The sequence below is a fragment of the Rhodococcus sp. 3258 genome (assembly GCF_031456475.1).
GTDB classification, from domain to species: domain Bacteria; phylum Actinomycetota; class Actinomycetes; order Mycobacteriales; family Mycobacteriaceae; genus Rhodococcoides; species Rhodococcoides fascians.
The window spans coordinates 1,100,425-1,124,855 of the sequence record NZ_JAVDUT010000001.1 but is presented as its reverse complement, the minus strand read 5'-3'; the positions used below and the strand labels follow the sequence as shown (position 1 = coordinate 1,124,855).

17 protein-coding genes are annotated in these 24,431 nt (G+C 67.0%); 9 read left to right on the top strand and 8 right to left on the bottom strand.

What is annotated here, in order from left to right; genetic code table 11:
* Positions 1-20: 20 nt before the first annotated feature.
* The 4 genes from J2X62_RS05180 to J2X62_RS05165 form a co-directional block, all read right to left on the bottom strand.
* The gene (locus tag J2X62_RS05180) at positions 21-1,676 is read right to left on the bottom strand and encodes an Hsp70 family protein (RefSeq protein ID WP_310178229.1); all 1,656 of its coding nucleotides are present in this window, start codon (positions 1,674-1,676) and stop codon (positions 21-23) included.
* The gene (locus J2X62_RS05175) at positions 1,673-2,839 is read right to left on the bottom strand and encodes a hypothetical protein (protein WP_310178226.1); all 1,167 of its coding nucleotides are present in this window, start codon (positions 2,837-2,839) and stop codon (positions 1,673-1,675) included. The genes J2X62_RS05180 and J2X62_RS05175 overlap by 4 nt, the downstream gene beginning before the upstream one ends.
* Before the next feature lie 121 nt (positions 2,840-2,960).
* Complete coding sequence (locus J2X62_RS05170; RefSeq protein WP_310178225.1) at positions 2,961-5,432, bottom strand: helix-turn-helix transcriptional regulator; 2,472 nt, start codon at positions 5,430-5,432, stop codon at positions 2,961-2,963.
* Positions 5,433-5,439: 7 nt separating this feature from the next.
* A complete protein-coding gene (locus J2X62_RS05165; protein ID WP_310178222.1) occupies positions 5,440-7,185 on the bottom strand; it encodes an Hsp70 family protein in 1,746 nt (581 codons plus the stop codon).
* Positions 7,186-7,441: 256 nt separating this feature from the next.
* Here J2X62_RS05165 and J2X62_RS05160 point away from each other — a divergent pair, with 256 nt between their 5' ends.
* The 3 genes from J2X62_RS05160 to J2X62_RS05150 all read left to right on the top strand — a co-directional run bounded on the left by J2X62_RS05160 (position 7,442) and on the right by J2X62_RS05150 (position 13,448).
* Positions 7,442-10,030: an IniB N-terminal domain-containing protein gene (locus J2X62_RS05160; protein WP_310178219.1), complete on the top strand. Its 2,589-nt coding sequence runs from the start codon at positions 7,442-7,444 to the stop codon at positions 10,028-10,030.
* A 152-nt stretch (positions 10,031-10,182) separates the two neighbouring features.
* On the top strand, positions 10,183-11,991 hold the full coding sequence (locus J2X62_RS05155) for a dynamin family protein (RefSeq protein WP_310178216.1): 1,809 nt from the start codon (positions 10,183-10,185) through the stop codon (positions 11,989-11,991).
* Complete coding sequence (locus tag J2X62_RS05150; RefSeq protein ID WP_027495651.1) at positions 11,988-13,448, top strand: dynamin family protein; 1,461 nt, start codon at positions 11,988-11,990, stop codon at positions 13,446-13,448. Before J2X62_RS05155 ends, J2X62_RS05150 begins: the two co-directional genes overlap by 4 nt.
* Here the strand turns inward: J2X62_RS05150 and J2X62_RS05145 are convergent.
* Complete coding sequence (locus tag J2X62_RS05145; RefSeq protein WP_027495652.1) at positions 13,437-14,000, bottom strand: hypothetical protein; 564 nt, start codon at positions 13,998-14,000, stop codon at positions 13,437-13,439. The genes J2X62_RS05150 and J2X62_RS05145 overlap by 12 nt on opposite strands.
* Before the next feature lie 41 nt (positions 14,001-14,041).
* A complete protein-coding gene (gene treS, locus J2X62_RS05140) occupies positions 14,042-16,222 on the bottom strand; it encodes a maltose alpha-D-glucosyltransferase (RefSeq protein WP_027495653.1) in 2,181 nt (726 codons plus the stop codon).
* Positions 16,223-16,538: 316 nt separating this feature from the next.
* Between treS and J2X62_RS05135 the strand changes: the two genes are divergently transcribed.
* The 6 genes from J2X62_RS05135 to J2X62_RS05110 all read left to right on the top strand — a co-directional run bounded on the left by J2X62_RS05135 (position 16,539) and on the right by J2X62_RS05110 (position 22,495).
* On the top strand, positions 16,539-17,039 hold the full coding sequence (locus J2X62_RS05135; protein WP_310178207.1) for a Pro-kumamolisin, activation domain family protein: 501 nt from the start codon (positions 16,539-16,541) through the stop codon (positions 17,037-17,039).
* 338 nt (positions 17,040-17,377) lie between these two features.
* Positions 17,378-19,222: a molecular chaperone DnaK gene (dnaK, locus tag J2X62_RS05130; RefSeq protein WP_027495655.1), complete on the top strand. Its 1,845-nt coding sequence runs from the start codon at positions 17,378-17,380 to the stop codon at positions 19,220-19,222.
* Positions 19,219-19,878: a nucleotide exchange factor GrpE gene (gene grpE, locus J2X62_RS05125; protein WP_027495656.1), complete on the top strand. Its 660-nt coding sequence runs from the start codon at positions 19,219-19,221 to the stop codon at positions 19,876-19,878. Before dnaK ends, grpE begins: the two co-directional genes overlap by 4 nt.
* Before the next feature lie 31 nt (positions 19,879-19,909).
* A complete protein-coding gene (dnaJ, locus tag J2X62_RS05120; protein ID WP_027495657.1) occupies positions 19,910-21,085 on the top strand; it encodes a molecular chaperone DnaJ in 1,176 nt (391 codons plus the stop codon).
* The gene (locus J2X62_RS05115; RefSeq protein ID WP_045841157.1) at positions 21,085-21,501 is read left to right on the top strand and encodes a heat shock protein transcriptional repressor HspR; all 417 of its coding nucleotides are present in this window, start codon (positions 21,085-21,087) and stop codon (positions 21,499-21,501) included. Before dnaJ ends, J2X62_RS05115 begins: the two co-directional genes overlap by 1 nt.
* Before the next feature lie 247 nt (positions 21,502-21,748).
* Positions 21,749-22,495, top strand: a complete 747-nt coding sequence (locus J2X62_RS05110; RefSeq protein ID WP_310178197.1) for an FAD-binding oxidoreductase — start codon at positions 21,749-21,751, stop codon at positions 22,493-22,495.
* A 35-nt stretch (positions 22,496-22,530) separates the two neighbouring features.
* On the opposite strand, the gene J2X62_RS05105 is transcribed toward J2X62_RS05110, so the two are convergent.
* A complete protein-coding gene (locus J2X62_RS05105; protein WP_167328374.1) occupies positions 22,531-22,932 on the bottom strand; it encodes a MarR family winged helix-turn-helix transcriptional regulator in 402 nt (133 codons plus the stop codon).
* Positions 22,929-24,344: an MFS transporter gene (locus J2X62_RS05100; protein ID WP_310178194.1), complete on the bottom strand. Its 1,416-nt coding sequence runs from the start codon at positions 24,342-24,344 to the stop codon at positions 22,929-22,931. Before J2X62_RS05100 ends, J2X62_RS05105 begins: the two co-directional genes overlap by 4 nt.
* Positions 24,345-24,431 lie beyond the last annotated feature (87 nt).

Below are 24,431 nucleotides of genomic sequence, written 5' to 3'. Positions count from 1 at the left end.
CGAACCAGTGTTCGCCCTGGTCAGGGAACTTCAGCGGTCGTTGTGGTGGTCGTCGTGGTCGTTGTCGTGGCGGAAGTCGTCGTTTCCGCCGGCGTCGTGGTTTCCGGAGGGGTGGTCACCGCAAGGGGCGGTGTCGTGACCACCGGTGCCGGAGCCGGAGCAGGGGCCGGTACCGGAGCGGGCGGCGGCGCAGGCAGGGGCGCGGGCTGAGGCGGGGTGTACTCCTCGGCCGTCGGCTCCTGCACCACCTCGGGAGCAGCCGCGGGCACCGTCGTCGTGGTCGGTGCGGTAGACGGCACCCGCGCGGAGGTGGTGACCGGTGATCCGGCGTCGGTGACGGTGGGCGGTGTCGTGGCGGGTCCGCTGCTGAACACCCCACTCAGGGCTGCGATGACGAGAACGATGACCACGCCCGCACCGGCACCGGCGATGATCGTGGTGACGGTGCGCGAGCGCTCGCTGCGTTCCTTCTTGTTCTCGGTCGCCTCACCGGCGAACGCGGTTGCGGCGTGCTGCTGGGTCGCGGTGTCGGAACCGTCGGGATCTCCGGCCGGAACGATGGGCTCCGAGCGCAGCTGGGACGGGCCGAACACCGGTGCCACCGCCGGTATCGCCTCGGAGAACGCGAGGGGCGGCGGCGGAGCGACCACCGGGATCGCGTCGGTGTCGAGCGAGTCCGTGCCGTCGTTGCGAGTGACCACCGGCGCTGCGCCGGTCACCAACGAGTTGCCGTCGACGTCCTCGATCTCGGCGATGTTCAGTGCGCCGCGAGCCGCAGCGAGCGGCTCGACGAGCAGCGCGCCTGCGGTGCGCTCGCCGATGTCCGCGACCACCGAAGGTAGGGCAGCACTGCCGCCGGTGAGCACGACCGTGCCGGTCGACGGTACGTCGAGCAGGCCCAACGTCGGCGCGATCAGGTCTGCGAACTCGGCGCGGGTGACCGTCGTCGTATCCGAGACGCCGGGCAGCTCCACCGCGATCGTGGCGACGTCCGCGGTGCTCAACGTGTGTTTCGCCTGCTCGCAGGACGCGACGACACCGGTGAGAGAAGCCAGAACTGCGGCGTCGGACAGGTCGAGGTGTTCGCGATCGGTCACGACGTGATCGAACAGGGCATCGGTGAACACGTCGCCGCCGACAGCGGTGGTGCGCTCGGTGCCGCCGCCCGGATACGTCGAGATGTCGGTGCCGGTGGCACCGATGTCGATCACCGTGACGGCTGCCCCCGGGCTCGGTTGCGCGAACGCGCTCGCGGCCTTGGCCTCGGGAACCAGTGCGACGTCGGTGAGACCGGTGTGATCGAGGGCGTCGCGCAGCAGAGCGATGTTCTCGCGGGGCCATCGCGTCGGATACGTCATCGTCGTGACGAGCGTGGACGCCGATTCGGACGTCTCGGAGAACATGCTCACGAGGCAGTTCGCGGCGTTGGCCATCAGATCCTCGGCGCGATACGCGTCGGCGTCGGGTTCGAGATCTTCTTGCTTGCCGACCAGATCGACGAAGCGAGTGAACGGCGCAGTGTCGACGGACTCTCCGAGATGGGCGCGGCCGTCGTCGTCGAACCTCAGTGTCGTCGGCAGCACGACGACGGTGGGTTCGAACGCGGTCGAGTCGCGATACACCGCAACGGACCTGGTGTTGCCGATCGTGATTCCGAGATGCCCGGCACCGGTCATGGAGTGCCGCCCGTCGTGGCTCCGGCCGGAGCTCGATCCTGGGGAGCGAGACGTCCGGCCTGGGTGTCGTCGGCGTTCTCGTCGGGGGTGGGCTTCGTCGCGGTGTCGTCGGCGGGTTCGTCGCCGGGCAGCTCGGGACCGACCGGTTCGTCGTCGGTCGGCGGTGTCGTGGTGGGGTCCTCGGTCTCGGTGTCTTCCGGAACGTCGACGGCGGGTCGCGTGTCGACCTCGGCGGCGTCGCGTTCGGAGCGTCGGTTTCCGGTCGGGTCGATCGCCGTGGTCGTGGTCTCCGGCGTGGTGACCGGCACCTGTGGGACGGCGGGGACGAGTTCGACCGCCGGTTCGACGACGGCGGTGGGGAAGTCGATCGGCCCACCCGGCCGGAACCCCGACGTCGTCGTCGGGGGCGCCACCTGAGCGTTCTCGATGGTGGGCACCGGAGTCTCGGAGGATGTGCCGAGCTGCAATGCGATCACACCGGCACCGACCGTCAGCGCCGCCGCGAACGCCGCGGCGGCGAAAAGTGGGGCGGTGAACAGGGGGCGACGGTCGGCGCGGGTCGGTGCGCCGACGACGGCGAGGCGTTCGGTGACAGCGTCGACCGGGTACCGGGCAGCCAGAATCGCTGCACCACGAGCCGCGGCGACGGCGGTGTCCTTCTTCTCCATGGTTGCTCGCATCGACGAGTTCCAGGCGGCCAGCGCCTCCTCTTCCGATACGAGCGCAACGTGCGCCAACCCGTGCCCGTTCATGGCCGCACGCAGGGCGGACACCTGCTCGGCGGTCCAGCGGGCCGGGTAGGTGGCGGCCGCAGCGAGATCGCCGGGGCGCAGATCGATCGACGACGCCACCTCGGTGAGCAGGCAGAGCAGCGCCATCGACGTCAGCTGTTCGGCGGGGAAGACGGTGCCCCGGCTCCCGGTGACGCCGTCGCCGAGCGCGTCGAGGAAGTGCGTGTACGCCTCGGAGTCGTTGTCGGTGGCGTCACCGAGTGAGACGGTGCCGTCGGGGTGAGTGTTGAGCACGGTCGAGTGCAGAGACGCCAGATGCAGGGAGGGGCCGGGCGCGATGGGGTGCGACACGGCCGCAACGGCCTGGTCGTCGTCCAGATAGAGGCCGACGTCCGGTGCGCCGATACTCGCCCCGCCGGGCTGCTCGGTCATGCGGGCTGCTCGGTCATGGGGATATCTACCTGTCCTGGGCTCGGAGTCGATGTTCGGTCGTTATGTCGCTTCGGATCCTCACACAGTTACACCCGCAGTAGGGGGCATCAGCGTGCCGAGGTCAGGTGGTCGATGTTCCGTAGCCCATCGCCCGCAGCATCGAGATCAGTTCCGAGCGCGACCCGGCTCCGAGCCTGCGGCGAATGCGAGCCACATGATGTTCGACGGTTTTCGGGGAGATGTAGAGCCGGCTGCCCACCTCGCGGTACGTGACGCCGAGAACCAGTAGTTCGGCCACCTCGGCCTCGCGTTCGCTCAGAGATCCCGACGGCTGCGGCGTCGTCCCGTCGGTCTCCCGTTGATGCGAGCTGGGCTGACGCAACGACCGGGCGATGTGCAGTAACGAGGTGGCCGTGGCGGTGTCGGCGACGGTCAGCGCGGCCTCGCTCGCCAACCGGGCACCGTCCCACGGCAGGCCGAACGCGGAGAGGGTGCGCGCCGAGAGTTCGACCTCGGCGGCGTCGGGCCTGCCCTGTAGAACACCGAGCCACGCCCGCCCCGCCGCGGCGAGTGCGGAGCTGTACGGGTGCGTCGGAGCGGCGGACGCGAGGGCCTTCGCGTGCGGCACCAGGGCTTCGGGCGTCTGCGCCACGATGGCGGCCTGCACCTGATACCAATGCAGCGCCGAGGCCCAGACCGGCGGATCGCCCAACGCGGCGAGCAGCGTCGTGGCCTGCGACACGAGGTGCTCGACGCGATCGAACTGGCCCACTCGTGTTGCGGCCAGCACCAATTCGCCGAGGGGCAAGAGCGAGAACAGGTCGATCGAGTACGCGGCGACGACGTTCTGCGCCTGGGTCCACGCCGTGACGAGAGATCCGGCGTCCCCGGACCTGCGGGCCAACCCCACTCGAATGCCGTGCAGGAACAGGTGATTGCGCACGTGCGAGTCGGGGATCTCGAGGGGGTCGACCAGGTGGCAGGCCTGCGCGGCGTCTCCTCGCAGCATGGCCGCCCAGCTGCCGATGAGAACGAGCCGCGTGTGGGCCTCGGATCCCGGCCGCAGTTCGGGTAGGGCACGAGCGATGACGGAGTCGACGCGGGCGAGATCACCGCAGTGCACCGCATGCAGAGCGGCCACCGCGGCTGCCGAATCCGGAGCGCACCAACGATCGGACGGCGCGGCCGTCAACGTGACCGCGCGCATCAGCGCGTTCGTCGCCGCACTCGACGCCGCAGCGCTGCGTGAGTCGATCGAACCGAGGACCCCGTCGACGAGCAACGCACCCGACGCCGTACTCGACGTCGGTGCCAGCGACGCCACGACACTCAGTGCGCGGTCGGCAGCAGAGCGGTCGCCTGCGGCAGCGGCCGACAAGGCAGCCCACACCGCATCGGTCCCGAGTCGATCCGTCCCGAGCCAGGCGAACAATTGCGCACTGCGCGAGACCATTCCGCGCTGCGCGGCGACCGACGCCGAGACCCTGACTGCCGTGCGTAGATCGACCTGCGTGTGATCGGTGGCCGCGTCGAGGATCTCGTCGGCGCGACGGCCTGCCTCGTCGAGGTGTCCGGTCGCGGCGGCCACCTCCGCCCGGCGGGCCGCGAGCGCCGACGGGTCGAATCCCGCCGCTGCTGCCGCGTCGTACAGCTGGCCAGCGGACTCTAGGGAAGTCGAATCACCCTGTCCAGCAAGGAAATCGGCAAGGTCTGCGCGTACGACCCCGTGCGCCGCCAACACTCGCGCGGACGAGGCGTCGAGCAGACCGGATTCCGCCGCAACCTCGGTGATGCGGTCGAGCAGCACCCGGCATCGACGCTCCCCGATCATCTCGGTCAGGGGACCTTCGGCGGACGGAATCAACGCGCCCGTGGCGTCGAGAAGACCGGAGCTGCAGGCGATATCGACGACCGTCTCCGCGTCGGCCGGCCGCGTCACGAGCTGCGCCGCCGTGACCGGGTCCGGGACGACGCCGAAGCGAGCCGCGAGCAGCACGGCGCGGGTGTCGTCGGTGGTATCGACGAGCAGTCGGCGATGCTGCTCGGCAACGGATTCGGTGACCGCACGCAGCGGAGTCGGATCGGACCGTTCGCCCCCGAGTGCGGCCAGTGCCGCGTCGACGGCGACGAGAAGCCCTCCGGTGGACTTCGCGATCGCGCTCGCCAGCGACGCGGAGATCGGCCGAGCGACGGCGGCTGCCCGCGTTGCGATCGAGGTCTTGTCCAACGGCACCAGCGTGAGACGGGCGGCACCGGCGGACGCAACGAGCTTCTCGATCCGGGAATCGTATCGGCGCGGGGCCGTGGCGAGAACCAGCGTGATGTCCGAACGGGTTGCCGCAGCGGCGATCTCGTCCACGCGGTGATCCGGCAACAGATGGGCGTCGTCGACCAGAACCGTCGCACCCGATGGCGCATCGGTGACAGTGCCTGCATGCACCGTCGTCGCGGCGGCCGCGACCGCACCGAGCACCGCGGAGCGACCGGAGCCGTTCACCCCGACGACAACATGCACACCGGTACTCGACGACGCGTCACGAACGAATCGATCGGCGCGCTCGACGCCGACGAGAGCGGATGGGCTGTTGGCCACGGTCGGTCTATCGACCGGTCAGGCCGCCGACGACCCCGCCGAGTCCGTCACCCAGGCCCTGACCCACACCTCCGACAACACCGCCGAGGCCCTGCCCGACGCCCTGCCCGACGTCGCCGAGGGTCGGGCCCTGGTACGTCGGTAGCGGTTGTGGCGTGAACTGCGGTGCTTGCGGGACCTGCACGGCCGGAGGCTGGTAGTTGGGCACCGTCGGTGCGGCGATCGACGGGATGGTCGGCACGGTGGCGGCCCCGTTCTGGCCGGGGACAGCGGCCGGCGCTCCGGCGACGGGTGCCCCGGCAACAGGAGCCCCGGTGGCCGGATCGATCTGGGTGACACTGCCGTCGGCGTTGATCACCGTGGTGGGTGCACCCGTGGACCCGACTGCTGCAGAACCGGTCGGCCCGGTCGTGGACCCGACTTCTGCCACCGCGGCCGTGCTGCCGGGAGTCTCGGTGCTCGAGATCTCGGCGTTGGATTCGGCCGGAGTGGTGTTGTCCGAGGTGAGGGCCGTTCCGACCGACAGTCCGCCGCCCGCGAGAAGGGCCAGCACGACGACGGATCCGGCGACCAGGCCGGCCTTCTTCCGTCCGGACATTCCCGATTCCGACGCCACTGCCGTCGGGGTCGGGGCGGGACGCGGGGTAGGACGGGGCATCGGCGCGGCAACGGCGGTCGCGGCGGGAACCGCAGCCAATGCTGCTGCGTCGTCCGCGGCGGTGGCGTCGGCGATGTCGCTGCCGAGGATTGCGGCTCCGATCGCGACGGTCAGTTCGGGGCGCGGCCCGGCCACGACCGGTACTCGCAGTTCGGTCGAGACGAGCTCGGCGACGAGCGGGATGGCCGAGCTGCCGCCGGTCAGCACCACCTGATCGATGTCGGTGACCTCGAGGCCTGCGGCCGCGACCGCGTCACGCACGACGCCGATGGAGGCCAGCAGCGATGCGCGAACGAGGTCTTCGATCTCCGAGCGCACCAGTCGTACTTCGGTGTGCAGCCCCGGTAGGTCCACCGTCAGCGACGTGGAGGTGTCGTAGGACAACTGTTCCTTGGCCTCGCCGCAGCGGGCGCGCAATTCGACCAATGCACCGACGGTGTCGGGATCGAAGGGATCGAACTCGAACGACTGACTGCCCGAGACGGTGTCGAGCACGTACTGCATGATCTCGTGGTCGAACTGAGCGCCGCCGAACTCCTGCGAATGAACGCCGGTTCCGACGACGCCTGCGTCGGACCCGGTCCGCATCAGCGTGACGTCGAGAGCCGTCGCGCCGAGGTCGTAGACGACCGCGAGACCGTCGGACTGGGTTCCACGGGTGACTTCGAGCCAGCGCATCGTGGCGACCGACTCGGGAACGAGCGTGACGTCGGTCAGGCCTGCGCGATCGAGCGCCTCGCCGAGCACCTCGACGGTGTAGGCGGTCCAGCGTGTGGGGTGGGTGACCACCACGGAGGGGGAGGAGTCGACACCGGCGGAGACGTCGGCGACGAGGGCACGAGTGGCGGTGGCGTACAGGTCCTCGGCGCGGTGACTGCGGCCGTCGTCGTCGATCAGTTCGACGGGGTCACCGACGCGATCGGCGAACCCACTGATGAGATGGCGCGTCGAGCGGTCCCACAGGTCGGCGAGACTGGGGGCCGCACCGGGACGAAGATCGAGGGCCGAACGCTTGACCACCGAGGTCACCGGGTCGGTGTCCAGGGCGGCAACAGCCGTCACAGTTCCGATCCGTATGCCGAGCCCTGCGTTCATCTGCCGCCACCTTCTTGTCGCACTGCCCTGGTTCCCACCGCCGTTACCCGCACTGTCGGCTCGGTGCCCCGATTCGTTACGTCTCACAGCAGGTTAGAGCGTGCAACGAGGTAAATCCCCTAAAGCGCTCAGATCCCCTAATGCAAGTCCCCTGGCGACCCCCGGGGGAGTAGGGGGATCGTCCCCGTTGGGCGGGGGCTCTTCGGACCATAGCTTTGTGATCAACCACGAAGCATCACTCGTCAAGGAGACTCACATGGCTACCAACGCCGTACTCGATTTCATTCTCGGCCTGCTGCGCGACGACAACGCCGCTGCTGCCTACTGCGCCAACCCCGAGACGACGTTGGCCGCTGCCGGCCTCGGCGGCGTCACCCACGCGGACATCGTCGCGGTGGCCCCCTTGGTTGCCGAGTCGGGACTGTTCGCCGGTGCGGGCAGCCAGCTCTCCGCCATCCTGGGTGCAGGCGGATCCGCAGGCCTCGACGGCGCACTCGCCGGAGGCGCGAGCCTCGGCGGCGGACTGTCGGCCGGACTCGGCATTGCCGCAGGAGCGGTAGCCGCCGGCGGGCTCGCCGCAGGTGGCGCGCTGACCGGTGGAATCGACGTGGCGGGCGAGATCGAAGCGTCGCTCCAGGCAGCTCTCGCTGCAGCTCTGGCCGTCGGTGGCCAGATCGGCCTCGAACTCGGCACCGCATTCGGTGGCGCTCTCGACGCACTCATCGGTGCCGGTGCGGGCATCGGCGGCGGACTCGGTGGCGGAATCGATCTGGACCTCGACGGCCTTCTCGGCGGCACGGTCGGACTCGGCGCTGCGCTCACCGGACTCATCGGAGCAGGCGCAGGCATCGGCGGCGAGATCAGCGCCGACCTGGCAGCGCAGCTGCAGGCAGCCCTCGACGCCGCGATCGGTGCCACCGGCGCAGTCGACCTCGCCGCGCTGGCCGACATCCAGGGCGGACTGTCCGGCGCACTCGGTGCCCTCTTCGCAGTCGGCGGAACCGTCGGAGCCGAACTGGGCGCTGCCGTCGGTGGCGTCTTCGAATCCGTGCTCGACGCCGGAGCCGGACTGGACATCGTCGGCGGCCTCGGCACCGCGCTGACCGCAGGCATCGGCGGCGCTCTCGCCGGGCTCGGAACGGTCGGTGCGGACCTCACCGCAGACATCGCAGCAGCCCTGAGCGGATCCGCCGAAGCCGGAGCCGCGCTCGTCGGCGACATCGCCGGTGGCATCGGTGGCAGCCTCGGCGGACTCTTCGCCGTCGACGGTGCCATCGCAGGATCCATCGGAACCGCACTCGGTGCAGTACTCGACGCCGGTGCCCTCGCTGACATCGACGTGGACGCACTCCTCGCAGCCGGCGGCAACATCGGCACGGTCGTCAGCGGTGCCCTGGGCGGCGTCCTCGATCTCGACGCCGGAGTCGTCGGAAACCTGGCCACGGCCATCGACACCGCCATCGAGGGAACCCTCGGCGCCGGTCTGGGCATCGGTGGCAGCATCACCGGCGAACTGGCGGGTGAGCTGACGGGTGAGCTGACCGGCGGAATCACCGGCGCGCTGACCGGCGGAGTCACGGGCAGCCTCGAAGGAATTCTCGGAACCGCGTTCGGTGTGGGCGGCGCTGCCGGTGCACAGCTCGGCACGGCCGTCGAAGCAATCGTCGACGCCGGAGCCACACTCGACCTCGGAGCCGCACTCGGCGCGAGTGCAGATCTCAGCGCTCAGCTGGCCGGTGCGGTCGACACGGCCGTGTCCGCAGGTGCCGATCTCACCGGCACCGTGGAAGGCACCCTCTCCGGACTCGGTGGCCTCGGCGGCGGCCTGACCGGCGGCCTCGCCGGACTCGGCAACGTCGGCGGAGACCTCACCGGCGGCCTGGCCGGACTCGGTGGCCTCGGCGGCGGCCTGACGGGCGGCCTCGCCGGAGTCGGCAGCGTCGGCGCAGGTATCACCGGTGGCCTCGCGGCCGTCGGCAGCGCAGGAGCAGATGTGACCGGCGGCCTCGCGGCGGTCGGCAACGTCGGCGGCGACGTGGCCGGTGGACTGAACGGGCTCGTCGACGCGGGCACGAGCCTGACCGGCGGACTGGCCGGACTCGGCAGCCTCGGCGGCGGAATCGCAGGCGGTGTTGCAGGTGGAGTCGAGGGCGGTGTCTCGACCGGTATCGACGCGGCAGCGCAGGCCGGTGCAGGACTGGAAGGCACCCTCACCGGTGCCGTCGACGGCGGAATCGACGCGGCCGCGCAGGTCGGTGCCGGACTGGAAGGCACTCTGACCGGCGCTGTGAACGGCGGAATCGACGCCGGTACCCAGGTCGGTGCAGGACTCGAATCGGCAGGTGACCTCGCCGGTTCCGCCGCGGGTGACCTGGCCGGAAACGTCACCGGAGGACTCGAGGGCACCGTGGGCGGCGTCGTCGACGCGGGAACCTCGGTGGGCGGCGAGATCGCGTCGAACATCGGCGGCGGACTGGATGCCGGCGGCTCGATCGGCGGCGGACTGGCCTCCACTGTGAGCGGGGGTTTGGATGCTGGTGCGGACGCTGCGGGTTCCGTGGCCGGCGGGTTTGACTCCGCCGCGCAGCTCGGTGGCCAGGTCACCGGTGCAGTGCAGTCCGGAGCCGAGGGATCTTTCGAGTCTGCGAGCTCCTTCGATTCCAGCGCGAACGCATCGGGCACGGGCTGGTCGAGCGTCGACTCCGATGTCTTCGGACAGAGCGAGAGCAGCACGGACCTGTTCGGCGAGACCGGCGGCAACCTGCACGGATCGGTCGATTCGGCAGCAGATTCGCTGGGCCACTCGCTGACCGTCGACCACGACATCGACCCGCTGAACCCCTGATCGCGTTGCCTGTGATCAGGTGACGAAGTGACGAGTCGGCCCCGAGTGTTCAACGACACTCGGGGCCGAGTCGTCGCTAGAGTTTGGGAATGCGGCCTGCGGGACGAGTTGGGTTCGCGGGAGTCGACGAGATGGGTTGTGGAGACACAGGTATGGACGGGCAATCTACGGAACTGGCCGAGCTGCTCGATCGCACCGCGGAGGTAGCGACATCGGCGGGACGATCCGATCTGGTCGATCGAGTCGAGGCAGCGAAGTCGCGTGTGCTCGACCCTCGCCGTCGTATCATCGTGGTCGGACCCCTCAAACAGGGCAAGAGCCAGTTCGTGAATTCGCTGCTGAATCTGACGGTGTGCTCGGTGGGCGACGACGAGACCACCGCGATTCCGACGGTGGTGTCCAACGCGGACAGCTTCTCCGCGCAGCTCGTGCTCGCGAATCCCGGTGACGAACCGATTCGGGTCGACGTACCGCTCGAAGAGATCACCACGGTGACTCCGGCGAGTCCCCGGGCTCAGGGCCGGGAGGTGCTGCGGCTGGACATCGCGGTACCGAGCCCACTGCTCGCCGACGGCCTGGTGCTGGTCGACACGCCGGGAGTCGGTGGCCACGGAAACCCTCATGCGGCAGGGACATTGGGTCTGATTCCGTCGGCCGATGCCGTGCTCGTCGTGTCCGATGCCTCTCGTGAATTCACCGAGCCGGAATTGGCGTTCCTGCGGCAGGTGCAGGGTCTGTGCCCGGCTGTGGCGGTGCTGATCACCAAGATCGATCTGTATCCCCATTGGCGGCAGATCGTCGAGGCCAACCGTGCGCACCTGGACCGTGCAGGCATCACCGTGCAGATGCTGCCGGTGTCGTCGTTGTTGCGTTCGCACGCAGTGCGTTTGAATGACGAGGAACTCAATGCCGAATCCGGCTTCCAGCAGCTGTACGCATTTCTGCGCGACGACGTGGTGGCACGAGCCGACGTGCTGGCTCGCGCATCGGTATCCCTCGATGTCCGCTCGGTGACCGAGCACCTGACACTGTCGTTCGGCAGTGAGCTTGCGGCGCTGAAGGATCCGGAGCGCGCGGCCGCCGCAGTCGCCGGGCTCCAGCGCGCCAAGTCCGCCGCCGAGGAACTGCACAAGAGGTCCTCGCAGTGGCAACAGACGCTCGGTGACGGAATCGCCGATCTCGCGTCGGACATCGATCACGACCTGCGCGACCGACTGCGACGCGTCACTCGGGAGGCCGAGGAAACCGTCGACGAGGGGGATCCGGGGAAGGACTGGCCGCAACTGGGCGAATGGCTCGAAGAGCAGATTGCCGCGTCGGTGGGCGACAATTTCGTGTGGGCGCACGAGCGGGCGCTGTGGTTGTCGGAGTTGGTGGCCGAGCACTTCGCGTCGTCCGGCGCGGCGGCCCTGCCCGATCTCGATCTCGGCGATCTCGACAATGTGCTCGAGCCCGTGACGTCCCTGGCCGATCTGGAGTCGGGACGGGTGGGTATCACGCAGAAGGTTCTGGTCGGAATGCGTGGATCCTACGGCGGCGTACTGATGTTCGGTCTGATCACTACGTTCGTCGGGCTGAGTCTGCTCAATCCGATCTCGATCGGAGCAGGCGTACTGCTCGGCACCAAGGCGTACAAGGAAGACAAGGAGAATCGCGTCAAGGCTCGTCGTTCCGAGGCCAAGATGGCGATTCGCCGCTTCACCGACGACGTCAGCTTCCAGGTGGGCAAGGAGTCGAAGGATCGGCTGCGTCAGATTCAGCGGGTGCTGCGAGATCACTTCACCTCGATCGCCGAGCAGACCTTGCGTTCGCTCAACGAGTCGTTGCGCTCGGCGCAGGAAGCCGCTGCCGCCGACAACACCGATCGCACCGCCCGGATCGCGAAGCTGGAGAACGACATGCGACTTGTCTCGGAATTGAATGCTCGCGCAACGCGTCTGGTGAAGGACGTCGCAGTATGAGCGTGACGGCACTGGCCCGAGCGCGCGATCTGATCTCGGCAGCGCGGTCGACGTACGCCGGCGACGCCGAGGCGTCCTGGATGCTCGACGAATGTCTCTACCGTTTGGACGAGCCGCTCCGGGTCGCGCTCGCGGGATCGCTCAAGGCAGGCAAGTCCACTCTGCTCAATTCGCTTGTCGGGCAGGATATTGCGCCGACCGACGCCACCGAATGCACCAAGGTCGTCACGTGGTATCGCAATGGCGTCTCACCCAGTGTGACGGCCTGGTACGACGGCGATCGGGCGGCGAACGTTCCGGTGCAACGACGCGACGGGCGGCTGACGTTCGATCTCGGTGCGTTGACGGCGGCGCAGGTCGATCGCCTCGACGTCGAATGGCCGGCAAGTACTTTGGCGCAGACGACGATCATCGACACACCCGGCACCTCGTCGCTCTCTCGCGATGTCTCGGCGCGCACGTTGGCGATGCTGACCCCCGAGAATTCGTCGTCGGGGGCCGACGCGGTGGTCTACCTGCTGCGCACCCTCAATGCCACGGACGTCTCGTTTCTCGGGCAGATCGGGGCACACGTCGGAGGTGATTCCGGGCCACTGGGGGTAATCGGGGTGGTCTCCCGGGCGGACGAGGTCGGCTCGGGCCGCATGGACGCGATGATGTCGGCCAAGGAGGTCGCGGCCCGGTTCGCGTCCGAGCTCGAAGCCACCGGACTGTGCCAGGCCGTCGTCCCGGTGGCAGGGCTGTTGGCGTTGGGAGCAGAGACGTTGCGGCAGAGCGAGTTCGCCGCATTCCAGATGCTCGCGACGGTACCGACCGAGGATCTGCAGCTGGCGATGCTTTCGGCCGATCGGTTCGTGCGGGCGGAGAGCACTCTGCCCGTCGATGCCGCCCTGCGCGCCAGCATTGTCGACCGCTTCGGCTTGTTCGGGATTCGGATGGCCGTGACGCTGATTCGGCTCGGTGTGCGTGATTCGCCGACACTGGCGGCCGACCTGGTCGAGCGCAGTGGACTGTCCGAACTTCGATCGGTGATCGACGTGCAATTCGGCCAGCGTGCGGATCAGCTGAAGCTGCACTCGGCTCTGGTTGCGCTACAACGAATTCTGGAGTTCCGGCCGGAGTCGCATGCGCTGCGTACCGAAGCCGGCAGGATGCTCGCCGACGTGCACGGGTTTGCCGAACTACGGTTGCTCGGCCGATTGCGTTCGGTCACACCGACATTGCCCGACGGAGGACTGCTCGATCTGCAGCGAATCATCGGCGGCTTCGGTATCGCCGCCACCGAGCGTCTCGATCTGCCGCCCGATGCGGGGCACACTCAGCAGCGCGACACGGCACTGGCTGCGGTGCGTAAGTGGCGATCCCTCTCGGAGCATCCGCTTCTGGACCGGTTCACGTCGAATTCGTGTGCCCTCGCCGCACGTAGTGCCGAAGGGATTCTCGCCTCACTGACGTGAGGGGCGTCGAGGTAGCAGCGCGACGACCGTGGCGGCTGCGGCAGCGCCTGCCACGACGAACGGACCCCATTGCAGCACGCCGCCGAGCAGGGCCGAGGCGTCGGAGACGAAGGTCGAGAACGTGACGGCCGCCCCGATGGTCAGAATTCCTACCGCGCCCATCAAGACTTTGGACGACGTGGCTGCGCCGCGGAGCAGGTTCAACGAGACGAACCCGAGTAGTACCAGCACGGCGGCGGCAGCACCGCTCGAGATGAGGGTGGCCGACGCCGTGTTCCGGACGTCTGCGGCGCTTGCCGTCGAATCCTGCTGAGCCACGGCGGTTTCGACGCCCGAAAGAACGACGTTCCAGTTCAGCGCGATGACGGCGGCCAGCGCCAGGATCAATGCGGCGGTCACCGCCCACAGTCCGGTCGCGATCTTCGGCAGACGGGAGTCTGCGGTGGATTCCTGTCGTGGCCGAAGAGGATCGACGGACAGCTCCGGCCGCGGTGGTTGCGGGCGGGCAGGCCGAGGCCGGCCTGCTGTCGGATCGTTCGGTTCTACGGCCACGGTGCAGGAGTCTATCCGTCAGCGGTGCTGCGTCGTCTCTCTCACCGCAGCACCACCGCGACGCCCTCGTACGGACCGAGGTTCATCGGGAAACTGTGCAGTTCGTCGACCGTCGCGATCTCGTTGTCGTCGAACACATCGATGGCGCAGGTGCCGGGCACCAGGTGCTTGGACTGAATGGTTGCGCTGATCTCGTCGGACGAGAAGTTCAGCACCGTGGCCTGGATGGTGCCCTGGCCGAGTTCGTGCACCATCACCAGCAGGCTCTTGTGCGAGACCGTCGGAATGTCGATCTGCTGCGCCGTGGCAATTCCGTACTTGTTGCGCAGCTCGATGATTCGAGCCAGCTGCCGAGCGAACGACTGCGGGTCGGCCAACTGCTCCGGTAGCGACCCATACAGGCTGCGTCCACGGGGAATGCCCGATTCCGAGCGCACGGCGTCGGGGAAATACCCCATCAGGTCGTGTGCGCCGCGGTTGAGCCAGCGAGTGTCGCCCTCTTTGATGAGATCCTCGACCTCGTCGGCGGCGATCGGAAGGATGCCCAGCAAGTCCCAGCCGGACAGTGCGAACACGCCGGGCTGGAGTGCGTTGTACATGGCGAGCAGCAGGTGCGCTCGTTTGACGGTCTCGATGTCCTGCTCGTCCATCCGATCGAGATCGCGGATGCCGAGCGACGCGGTGATCACACTGGCTGTGGTGCAGGCGATTCCGTTGGTGGTGAACGTTCGGTTGTACGGTGCCCAGCGGCCGGTGAGGCGATCGGTGAGTTCACCGCGGATGCGATCGCCCAGGTCGCAGCCCTTGACCGACTCGCCGCCGTAGGCGAACTCGTCTTCTGCGTGCAGTGTCGCGAAGTGGATGAGCTCGAACGTCATCTCGTCGTGGTTCTGCAGCGCGTGCACCAGCGACGCGGTGTCCACACCGTGATCGCGAGCCAAAGTCATGGTGAGCCTGAGGAATTCGGTGTTCCCCATGACCAACGCATGCTGGTAGGCCGGGCGGTTGATGAAGTCGTACGACAGGTCGGCACCGTTGGTACCCATCGCCTTGATGTCGTCGATCGTCAGGTTCAACTCCTGGAAGGTGAACCCGCCCATCTTGCGCACCACACTGGCGATCAGGTGATTCGCGGCCTCCGAGAGTGGGTGCCCCTCGGACCAACCCGGACCCTCTGCACGACGTTCGACGCCGAGGAAACCGTTGGCGTCCAGGCGCAGGGCACCGGCACCGAGATCGGCGATGGAATGGCAGGCGTCGCCGATGACGAGGCGCATGCCCGCGAACGATGGGTCGAGCCAGTTGATGGACGGCTGACCGGCCTTGAAGTAGTGCAGGTACACCCAACGCCGCTCGACGCCGTCGATGCCGACGACGGGAGGTGTTGCGCTCCAGTTGGTTTCCTTGACGCCGAGCTCATAGAAGATCACTCGCTGCAGCTGACCGATGATGTAGCCGGCGCGAGCGAGATTGGCCTCGGCCTCGGCGTCGATGTTCTGCGAGTCGGCACCGGCGCGCACACGGGGGAGCAGGTGCCAGTCCTGCGGCTCGATCTCGACCATGTGGTAGATGCCGGGGTAGTCGGCGACGGCCATCTCGGCCAGCCGGAAGTCCGCACCCTTACCGGTGTGGCCGGGAACGATGTCGTCGATGACGATGCCGTCGTACGCGGAGGCCACGACGCACAGGCGTCGGAACTCTTCTTCCGAGCCGAAGGCGGGGTCGATCTGCATACCGATGCGGTCGAAGTGGCCGTCGACGGACGGGGTGGGACGCCACCCGTGGATGCCGCCCGCCACTTTCACCGGTCCGGTATGCACGGCGGTGACGCCGATCTCGGAGAACGCCTGCCACAACTTCTCGTCACCGAGGGTGCTCAGGAAGCTGGTCTGCGGAGCGTTGATCACCGAGATGGGGTAGGCGGTGAACCAGACGGGTGCTCGCTCGACGGCAGCACGCGGATCGGGATCGGCATACGGGTTCTGCCACATGCTGCCCTTGCCCGACAGCTGTTCGGCAATGAGCTTGGCATCTCGCAGCATCGACTGTTCGGTGAGCCAGTCCACGTACTCGGGATTGGACGCGACCGGCTCGCTGTCCGGTGTGGGACCACTACTTCGGTTCGCACGACGCACGGACGGACGAAGCGGTTTCGGCCGAGCCGGGTAGAACTTTTCGTCGTAGGTGATCTCGCTCGGTTCGTGCTGCACTTCGGGATCCATGTGCCTCCGTAGCCTCGCTTTTCCTCAACCCTACGTAGGGCGCGGCCGATCCGCAGGGTTGTGGTTCCCCTCTTCTTCGACCAGCGAAACCTAGCGAGTGGGCGCGCCGGGCCCGGCCCGTCGATCGGTGAGCGTCGGCCGAATCACACGAATGTCATTCGGCCCGACCGGTTTTGTTCGATATGCGAACGTCATCGAATCGAGATCGCCTGGTGTGGAATGTCTGAATCGGATAGGTCATAGTGAGGAAGTACCAACTGTCCCTTCAGTCACATCAGACTCACGGGTCACATCCCCTCAGCCACAGGAGTTGTCCATGCGACGTCTTGCCCGCACTTCGATCCTGGCCTCGACGGCCGCCCTGGCCGCCGGCATCGGTGCGGTCGTCCTCGTACCCATGGCCTCGGCCGAGCCCGAGACCGAGCCCGCGATGCCACTCGGCTCCGCAGTTCTCGAAAGCCCCGACCTGGTGGTCTCGATGGCCACTGTCTGCGACACCGCAGTCGAGAAGGCCCCCGAGGGCGGCGTCGTCGCACTGCAGGTCAAGGTCGAGAACAAGGGTGCCGACGACGCGTCGAACGTCAACGTCAACTACGGCGCACTGCCGGGTCTGCAGGGTCAGCACACCGAGAAGACCATCAAGGCAGGCGAGGCAATGACGTACACCGTGCCGTCGGCCGATCGCGAATGGGTCGCTCGCCCTGCCGGCGCAGCTGCCTTCGCCAGCGCACTCGATGCCGACTTCATGAACAACATCACCGGTGGACTGCTCAGCTACAGCTGCATCCCCGCACCCGCCACCGAGCCTGCCGAGTAAATTTTCGTTCCGTACTTTCTCTCCCGCTGCGCCGCGACGATCCCCGCCGATCGTCGCGGCGTACTGCTGTGGAGGGGCTTCGCCCCATGTGCGTGGAACTTCGTAGCAGGGGTCGAGTTTTCACTCACCTGGGTCGTTCCGCAGGCTCCACTCCTACTCACATGCGGCGCAGCCGCTCCCTCGGGAACAAATTCGCCACACCCTCCGTTGTGCAGGTCAGCAGCCTTGAGTGGATGAGGCTCAAGTTGGAAGTTGACGCGATAGATCGCGTTGTGCAAACTTGAGCGGAGTTCGCTCACCCAGGGACTGGAACCCACGCAACAACAGGAGGAAACATTATGGCTCGTGCGGTCGGTATCGACCTCGGGACCACCAACTCGGTCGTGTCCGTCCTCGAGGGCGGCGAACCGGTTGTCGTCGCCAACTCCGAGGGATCACGCACCACCCCGTCGATCGTCGCTTTCGCCAAGAACGGTGAAGTGCTGGTCGGCCAGCCCGCGAAGAACCAGGCGGTCACCAACGTCGACCGCACGATTCGTTCCGTGAAGCGCCACGTCGGCACGGACTGGACCGTGGAGATCGACGGTAAGAAGTACACCCCTCAGGAAATCTCCGCGCGCACGCTGCAGAAGCTCAAGCGCGACGCCGAGGCCTACCTGGGTGAGGAAATCACCGACGCGGTCATCACCGTTCCCGCGTACTTCGAGGACGCACAGCGTCAGGCCACGAAGGAAGCCGGCCAGATCGCCGGCCTCAACGTCCTGCGCATCGTCAACGAGCCCACCGCGGCAGCTCTCGCATACGGCCTGGACAAGGGCGACAGCGAGCAGACCATTCTCGTGTTCGACCTCGGTGGCGGCACGTTCGACGTCTCGCTGCTCGAAATCGGCGACGGCGTCGTCGAGGTCCGCGCGACGTCCGGCGACAACCACCTCGGTGGCGACGACTGGGACGAGCGCATCGTGACCTGGCTCGTCGACAAGTTCAAGGCTCAGAACGGCATCGATCTGACCAAGGACAAGATGGCCCTGCAGCGTCTGCGTGAGGCTGCCGAGAAGGCGAAGATCGAACTGTCCTCCGGGCAGAGCACCTCGATCAACCTTCCGTACATCACGGTCGACGCGGACAAGAACCCGCTCTTCCTCGACGAGCAGCTCAGCCGCTCGGAGTTCCAGAAGATCACCTCCGACCTGCTCGACCGCACCCGTGCGCCGTTCCAGGCAGTGGTCAAGGACTCCGGCATCGCCGTCAAGGACATCGACCACGTCGTGCTCGTCGGTGGTTCGACGCGTATGCCCGCAGTCTCCGAGCTGGTCAAGGAACTCTCCGGTGGACGCGAGCCCAACAAGGGCGTCAACCCGGACGAGGTCGTGGCCGTCGGTGCTGCACTGCAGGCCGGTGTGCTCAAGGGTGAGGTCAAGGACGTTCTGCTCCTCGACGTCACGCCGCTGTCCCTCGGTATCGAGACCAAGGGTGGCGTCATGACCAAGCTCATCGAGCGCAACACCACCATCCCGACGAAGCGATCCGAGACCTTCACCACCGCTGACGACAATCAGCCCTCGGTGCAGATCCAGGTCTTCCAGGGTGAGCGCGAGATCGCCTCGCACAACAAGCTCCTCGGCTCGTTCGAGTTGACGGATCTGCCCCCGGCTCCGCGCGGCGTCCCCCAGATCGAGGTCACCTTCGACATCGACGCCAACGGCATCGTGCACGTCACGGCCAAGGACAAGGGCACCGGCAAGGAGAACACGATCAAGATCCAGGACGGCTCCGGTCTGTCCAAGGAAGAGATCGACCGCATGGTCGCCGACGCCGAAGCTCACGCAGACGAGGACAAGGCTCGTCGCGAAGAGGCCGAGGTCCGCAACCAGGCCGAGTCCCTCGTCCACCAGACGGAGAAGTTCGTCAAGGACAATGAGGACAAGGTCGACGCCGAGCTCAAGGGCCGCGTCGAAACCGCCATCGCCGACGCCAAGACGGCACTCGCGGGCAGCGACATCTCGGCAGTGAAGACCGCCGTGGAGAAGCTGTCGAGCGAGTCGCAGGCTCTCGGCACCGCCATCTACGAGGCTCAGGCCAAGGAGCAGGGCGGCGCAGAGGGTGGCGCGCAGGCCGCTGACGACGGTGTAGTCGACGCAGAGGTTGTCGACGAGCCCGCCGACGACACGGACAAGAAGTGACGTCGGGTAACTCCGAGCAAGAACCGGTCACTTTCGTGGACAAGCGGAAGATCGATCCCGAGACCGGTGAAGTACGGGAAGGTGACGCAGTTCCGGAGCCCCTCGCGGGCACCGGTACTGCGCCCCAGCCCGGCTCGGTGGACGAAGGGACAGGCGAGATCGTGGTCGAGGCGGAGGACACAGAAGATCCGCGCGACACTCAGGTCGCCGAACTCACTGCCGATCTGCAGCGCGTGTCGGCCGAGTACGCCAACTACCGTCGCCGCACGGATCGGGAGAAGCAGACGGGAGCGGAGAACGCGAAAGCGTCCGTCGTGTCCCAGCTCCTCCCCGTCCTCGACGATCTGGAGCGAGCTCGCCAGCACGGCGATCTCGAAACCGGACCGCTCAAGTCCGTGGCGGACAAGTTGGCGGGGGTGTTCTCGAACATCGGTTTGAGCACCTTCGGGGCCGAGGGCGACGCCTTCGACCCGGCCATCCACGAGGCCGTCTCCCATGAGGGCGACGGCAGCAATCCGGTCGTCGGCACGCTGATGCGTCCGGGCTACAAGCTCGGCGAGCGCGTGCTGCGTACCGCGATGGTCGGTGTGGTCGACAGTGCTTCCGAGGGCACGGCAACAGAAGAATCGGACGCACCCGCGTCCGACGAGCAGTAAAAAGAAATAGCGCGAGAGGAGGAAACGCCCGGTGAGCCAGCGGGAGTGGATCGAGAAGGACTTCTACAAGGAGCTGGGCGTTTCCTCCAGCGCTACTGCAGAAGAGATCAAGAAGGCGTACCGAAAGTTGGCGCGGGACAACCATCCCGACGCCAATCCCGGTAACGCCGCGGCCGAGAACAAGTTCAAGGCGGTCAGTGAGGCGCATGCCGTTCTCGCCGACCCGGCCAAACGCAAGGAATACGACGAGGCCAGGAGGCTGTTCGCGTCCGGTGGCTTCGGTAGCCGCGGTGGAGGCGGATTCTCGCCCGGTGCAGGCGGATTCGGTGGCGGTGGCCAGACCTTCGACGTGGGCGACATCTTCGGTCAAGGCGGTGGCGGCGACGGCGGCATCGGCGATCTGTTCGGAGGTCTGTTCAATCGCGGCGCAGCCCAGCGCCCGCAGAGCAACCGTCCCCGACGCGGCAGCGATGTCGAGACCGAGACCTCGCTGCAATTCCGTGAAGCAGCGCAGGGTGTGACGGTCCCGTTGCGGTTGACCAGTCCGTCGTCGTGCACCACGTGTCACGGCAGCGGCGCGAAGCCCGGAACGAGCCCGCGGGTGTGCCCCAAGTGCAACGGCCAAGGTGTCGTCAACCGAAACCAAGGCGCGTTCGGCTTCAGCGAGCCCTGTGACGACTGCCGCGGGACCGGATCCATCATCGACGACCCGTGCGTCGATTGCCGCGGCACCGGTGTGCAGAACCGCACCCGCACCATCACCGTGCGAGTACCGGCCGGCATCAGCGACGGCCAGAAAGTTCGACTCGCAGGCCAAGGCGAGGCCGGGCTTCGCGGAGCACCGTCCGGCGACCTGTTCGTCACCGTTCGAGTCAAGCCCGACAAGGTCTTCGGCCGCACCGGCGACGACCTCACGGTGACCGTGCCGGTCAGCTACGGCGAACTGGTCCTCGGCACCACACTGTCGGTGCCCACCCTCGAAGGACGCGTGGGCGTCAAGGTGCCACCGGGCACCGTCGACGGCCGAGTGCTACGGGTGCGTGGACGCGGCATCCCGAAGAAGTCCGGCGCAGGCGACCTGATGGTGACCGTCAAAGTTGCCGTCCCGCAGAAACTCGACGATGCTGCTACCGACGCTCTGAAGACCTATCTGGAAGCCGAGAAGGCCAGCGGATTCGACCCGCGGGCCGGGTGGGCAGGTGTGTGATGTCGGTCCCTCCCGAGGGCGGTTCCGCGAAAGCCGGTGGGGCACAAGGTGATCCGGACGCGCAGATCTTCGTGATCTCCGTCGCGGCTCAGCTGGCCGGCATGCATGCGCAGACGCTGCGTACCTACGACCGACTGGGCCTGGTCATCCCGCACCGCACCACCGGCGGGGGTCGACGCTACACACCGCGGGACGTCGCACTGCTCCGCGAGGTGCAGCGACTCTCGCAGGACGAGGGCGTCAACCTCGCCGGCATCAAGCGCATCATCGAGCTCACCAACCAGGTCGAGGCCCTGCAGGCCCGGGTCTCGGAACTGGCGCAGGAGGTAGCGAACGTGCACGCGAGCTATCGCCGTGACCTGGTGCCGATCCAACGCAACGCCCTGGTGGTCTGGAAGCCGAAACACCAGCGCTGAGTTCGCCGCCTTCCCGCAAACGCGCGCGCATTTGTCAGGTGCGCGCAGATTTGCTAGTGATTCGGTCACTATTCCGCGCGCCTTCCCCGCAAACGCGCGCGCGTTTGTCAGGTGCGCGCAGATTCGCCAGTGATTCGGTGACTATTCCGCGCGCGTTCAGCAAACGCGCGCGCGTTTGCGGCATCGGCAGCGGCGAACCCCGCGCGCGTTTGCGAGACACCCGGCATCGACCCCTATCCTGGTGCGCATGCAGGCGTGGAATTCGACAGTCGTTCAGTACCATCGCCTTCGGAACGACCTCGCGGTGATCAGGCTCGAGGGCGACGCGATCCCGTTCAGGGCCGGGCAGTCGGTGTCCGTGACAGTTCCTCAGAACACTGCTCTGACGCGGCGATATTCGCCCGCCCTGCCGCCGTCGGTGGACGGCAAGCTCGAATTCCATGTGCGCGCGGTACCCGCGGGGTGGGTGAGCGGGTCGATCGTCAACGAGACGCGGCCCGGTCATGTCTGGCAGATCAGTGATCCGCAGGGCGGTCTGCACGTCGACGATTCCGGGCGTGACGTCGTCATGATCGCGGGCGGTACCGGTCTCGCTCCGTTGCGCGCGATTCTGCTCGATCTCACGCGCTGGGAGCGGCCGCCGAATGTGACGCTGTTCTTCGGCGGCAAGTCGCCGCGCGATCTCTATGCAAGCGACATGCTGTGGTTGATGGCGGCCGAGTTGCCGTGGCTGACCGTTGTTCCCGTCGTCGATCAGCTGCACGAGCCGTGGGCTTCGGACCGCTGGAACGATCGTATTCACGAGGAAATTGGTTCCAGCACATCATTTTTCGAGCCGGAGCACTGTTGGGAGGGTGCTATCGCCGACGTCGTCGCGGTGCAGGGGCCGTTCCCCGACCGTCAGATCCTGGTGTGTGGTTCACCCGGCATGGAGGCCGCCACCGTGCGCGCCCTCGTCGAGATCGGAACCCCGCTCGCAGACATTCGCCGCTGAAGCCGAAGCAGAAGCCGAAGCGCCGCCCCACCACATCAGGGCAGTCGCAGTATTCGACGCAGATGCGCCAGGTCCTCCGGCGGTAGTGCCGTGAATTCCGGCGGAGGGGCGTCGGCGATCGTGCGGGCTTTCTCGGCGAGGCGGCGTCCGGTGTCGGTGAGTCCGATGATGCGTCGTCGACGATCGTGGGGGTCCTCGGTGCGCAACACCAGTTCTCGCTGTTCGAGTTCGCGCACGTTCAGAGATACGTAGGGCACGTCGGAGGCGAGCAGATCGGCGAGTTCGGTGACCGACCGATCGCCGCCCAACAGCTTGATCAGCAGTTTCGCCCGCAGGAAGCTCATCCCGGTGGCCTCCGCGACGGCCCGTCGAGTGTCGTGTACCTCGAGCATCAGCGCTCGCATCTCGCGCCAGACCTGCGCTGCTTCGCTCGTCATACGAGCACCGGCTGGTCGATACGTTCGGCGGTCGATCGTGCCCATCGGCCGGTGGTGACCAGCGCGAGCACGGTGACGACCACGCCTGCACCGGCGATGACGAACCAGGCGGGCACGGCGGCGGCAGTGAAGCCGTCGGAGATTTCTCCGACGATGCTCGCGGTGACGATCGATCCCATGACGGCCACACCGAGCGACTGACCCACCTGCCTGCTGGTCGACGCGATGGCCGAGGCCACGCCGGCTTGGCTCCGTGGCATCCCGGACACTGCGGTGTTGGTGATCGGGGCGTTGACCATGCCGACGGAGATTCCGAAGATCACGTATGCCGTCGCCAACCAGGTGAAGGATGTCGTCGGCGTCGTTCTGGTGAGCATCAGCGCCGAGATCACGAAGCCGAGGCCGGCCACGAGCAGGGGGATGCGAGCCCCGAGGCTGCCGACGATGCGTCCCGATATCGGCGCGAAAATCAGCGTCATCAGTGCCATCGGCAGAGTGTAGAGACCAGCGTGCAGTGGTGAGTAGCCGCGAACGTCCTGCAGGTACAGCGTGTTGAGGAACAGGAACCCGCCGAGGGACGCGAACGCACACACGGCGATCACCGTAGCGCCACTGAACGGTGCACTGCGGAAGAACTTCAGCTGGATCAGCGGTTCCTCGATTCGCGATTCGACCACCAGCAGCCCGACGAGAGAGCCGATCGCGACGGCACCCGTGAACACGATCAGCGGTGATCCCCAACCCTTCGCGGGACCTTCGATGATGGTGAAGACCAGGGACGCGAGGAACGCGAAGATGAGGAACTGACCTAGCGGATCGAACTTCCTCGCGTGCTCGGCCTTGGATTCCGGGACGAACTTCAGTGTCATCGCCAGAGCGAAGATCCCGACGGGGACGTTGATCCAGAAGATGGACTGCCAGCCGGCGCTGGTGACGAGCACACCGCCGAGTGCCGGTCCCGCGGACATCGAGATTCCGACGACGGCACCCCACATGCCGATCGCGCCGGCGCGCTCTTTGGGGTCGGTGAAGGTGTTGGTGATGATCGACATCGCGACGGGATTCATCATCGAGCCGCCGACGGCCTGCAGCATCCGGAAGGCGATGAGCCAGCCCAGCGACGGTGCGACGCTGCACAGCAGCGAGCCGAGCACGAACGTTCCGGTGCCGATCAGGAAGAAGCGTTTGCGGCCGTACTTGTCGGCCATCGACCCACCGAGCATCAGCAGAGATGCCACGACCAGCGTGTATGCATCGATGATCCATTGCAGACCCGATACCGATGCATTCAGATCTGCGCGCATCGACGGCAGCGCTACGTTGACGATCGTGTTGTCGGTGCTGACGAGAAACAGGCTGAGGCAGCAGATCCCGAGCACGAGATATCGGTGTCGTCGAGTCAGCTCGGCCACGTGCACCTCCGCATATTTGCTTGTACATCTACAACTATTACATTAGTACTCCTAACTTGTTCGACGAGCAAGTGGCGTCGGGCCGGT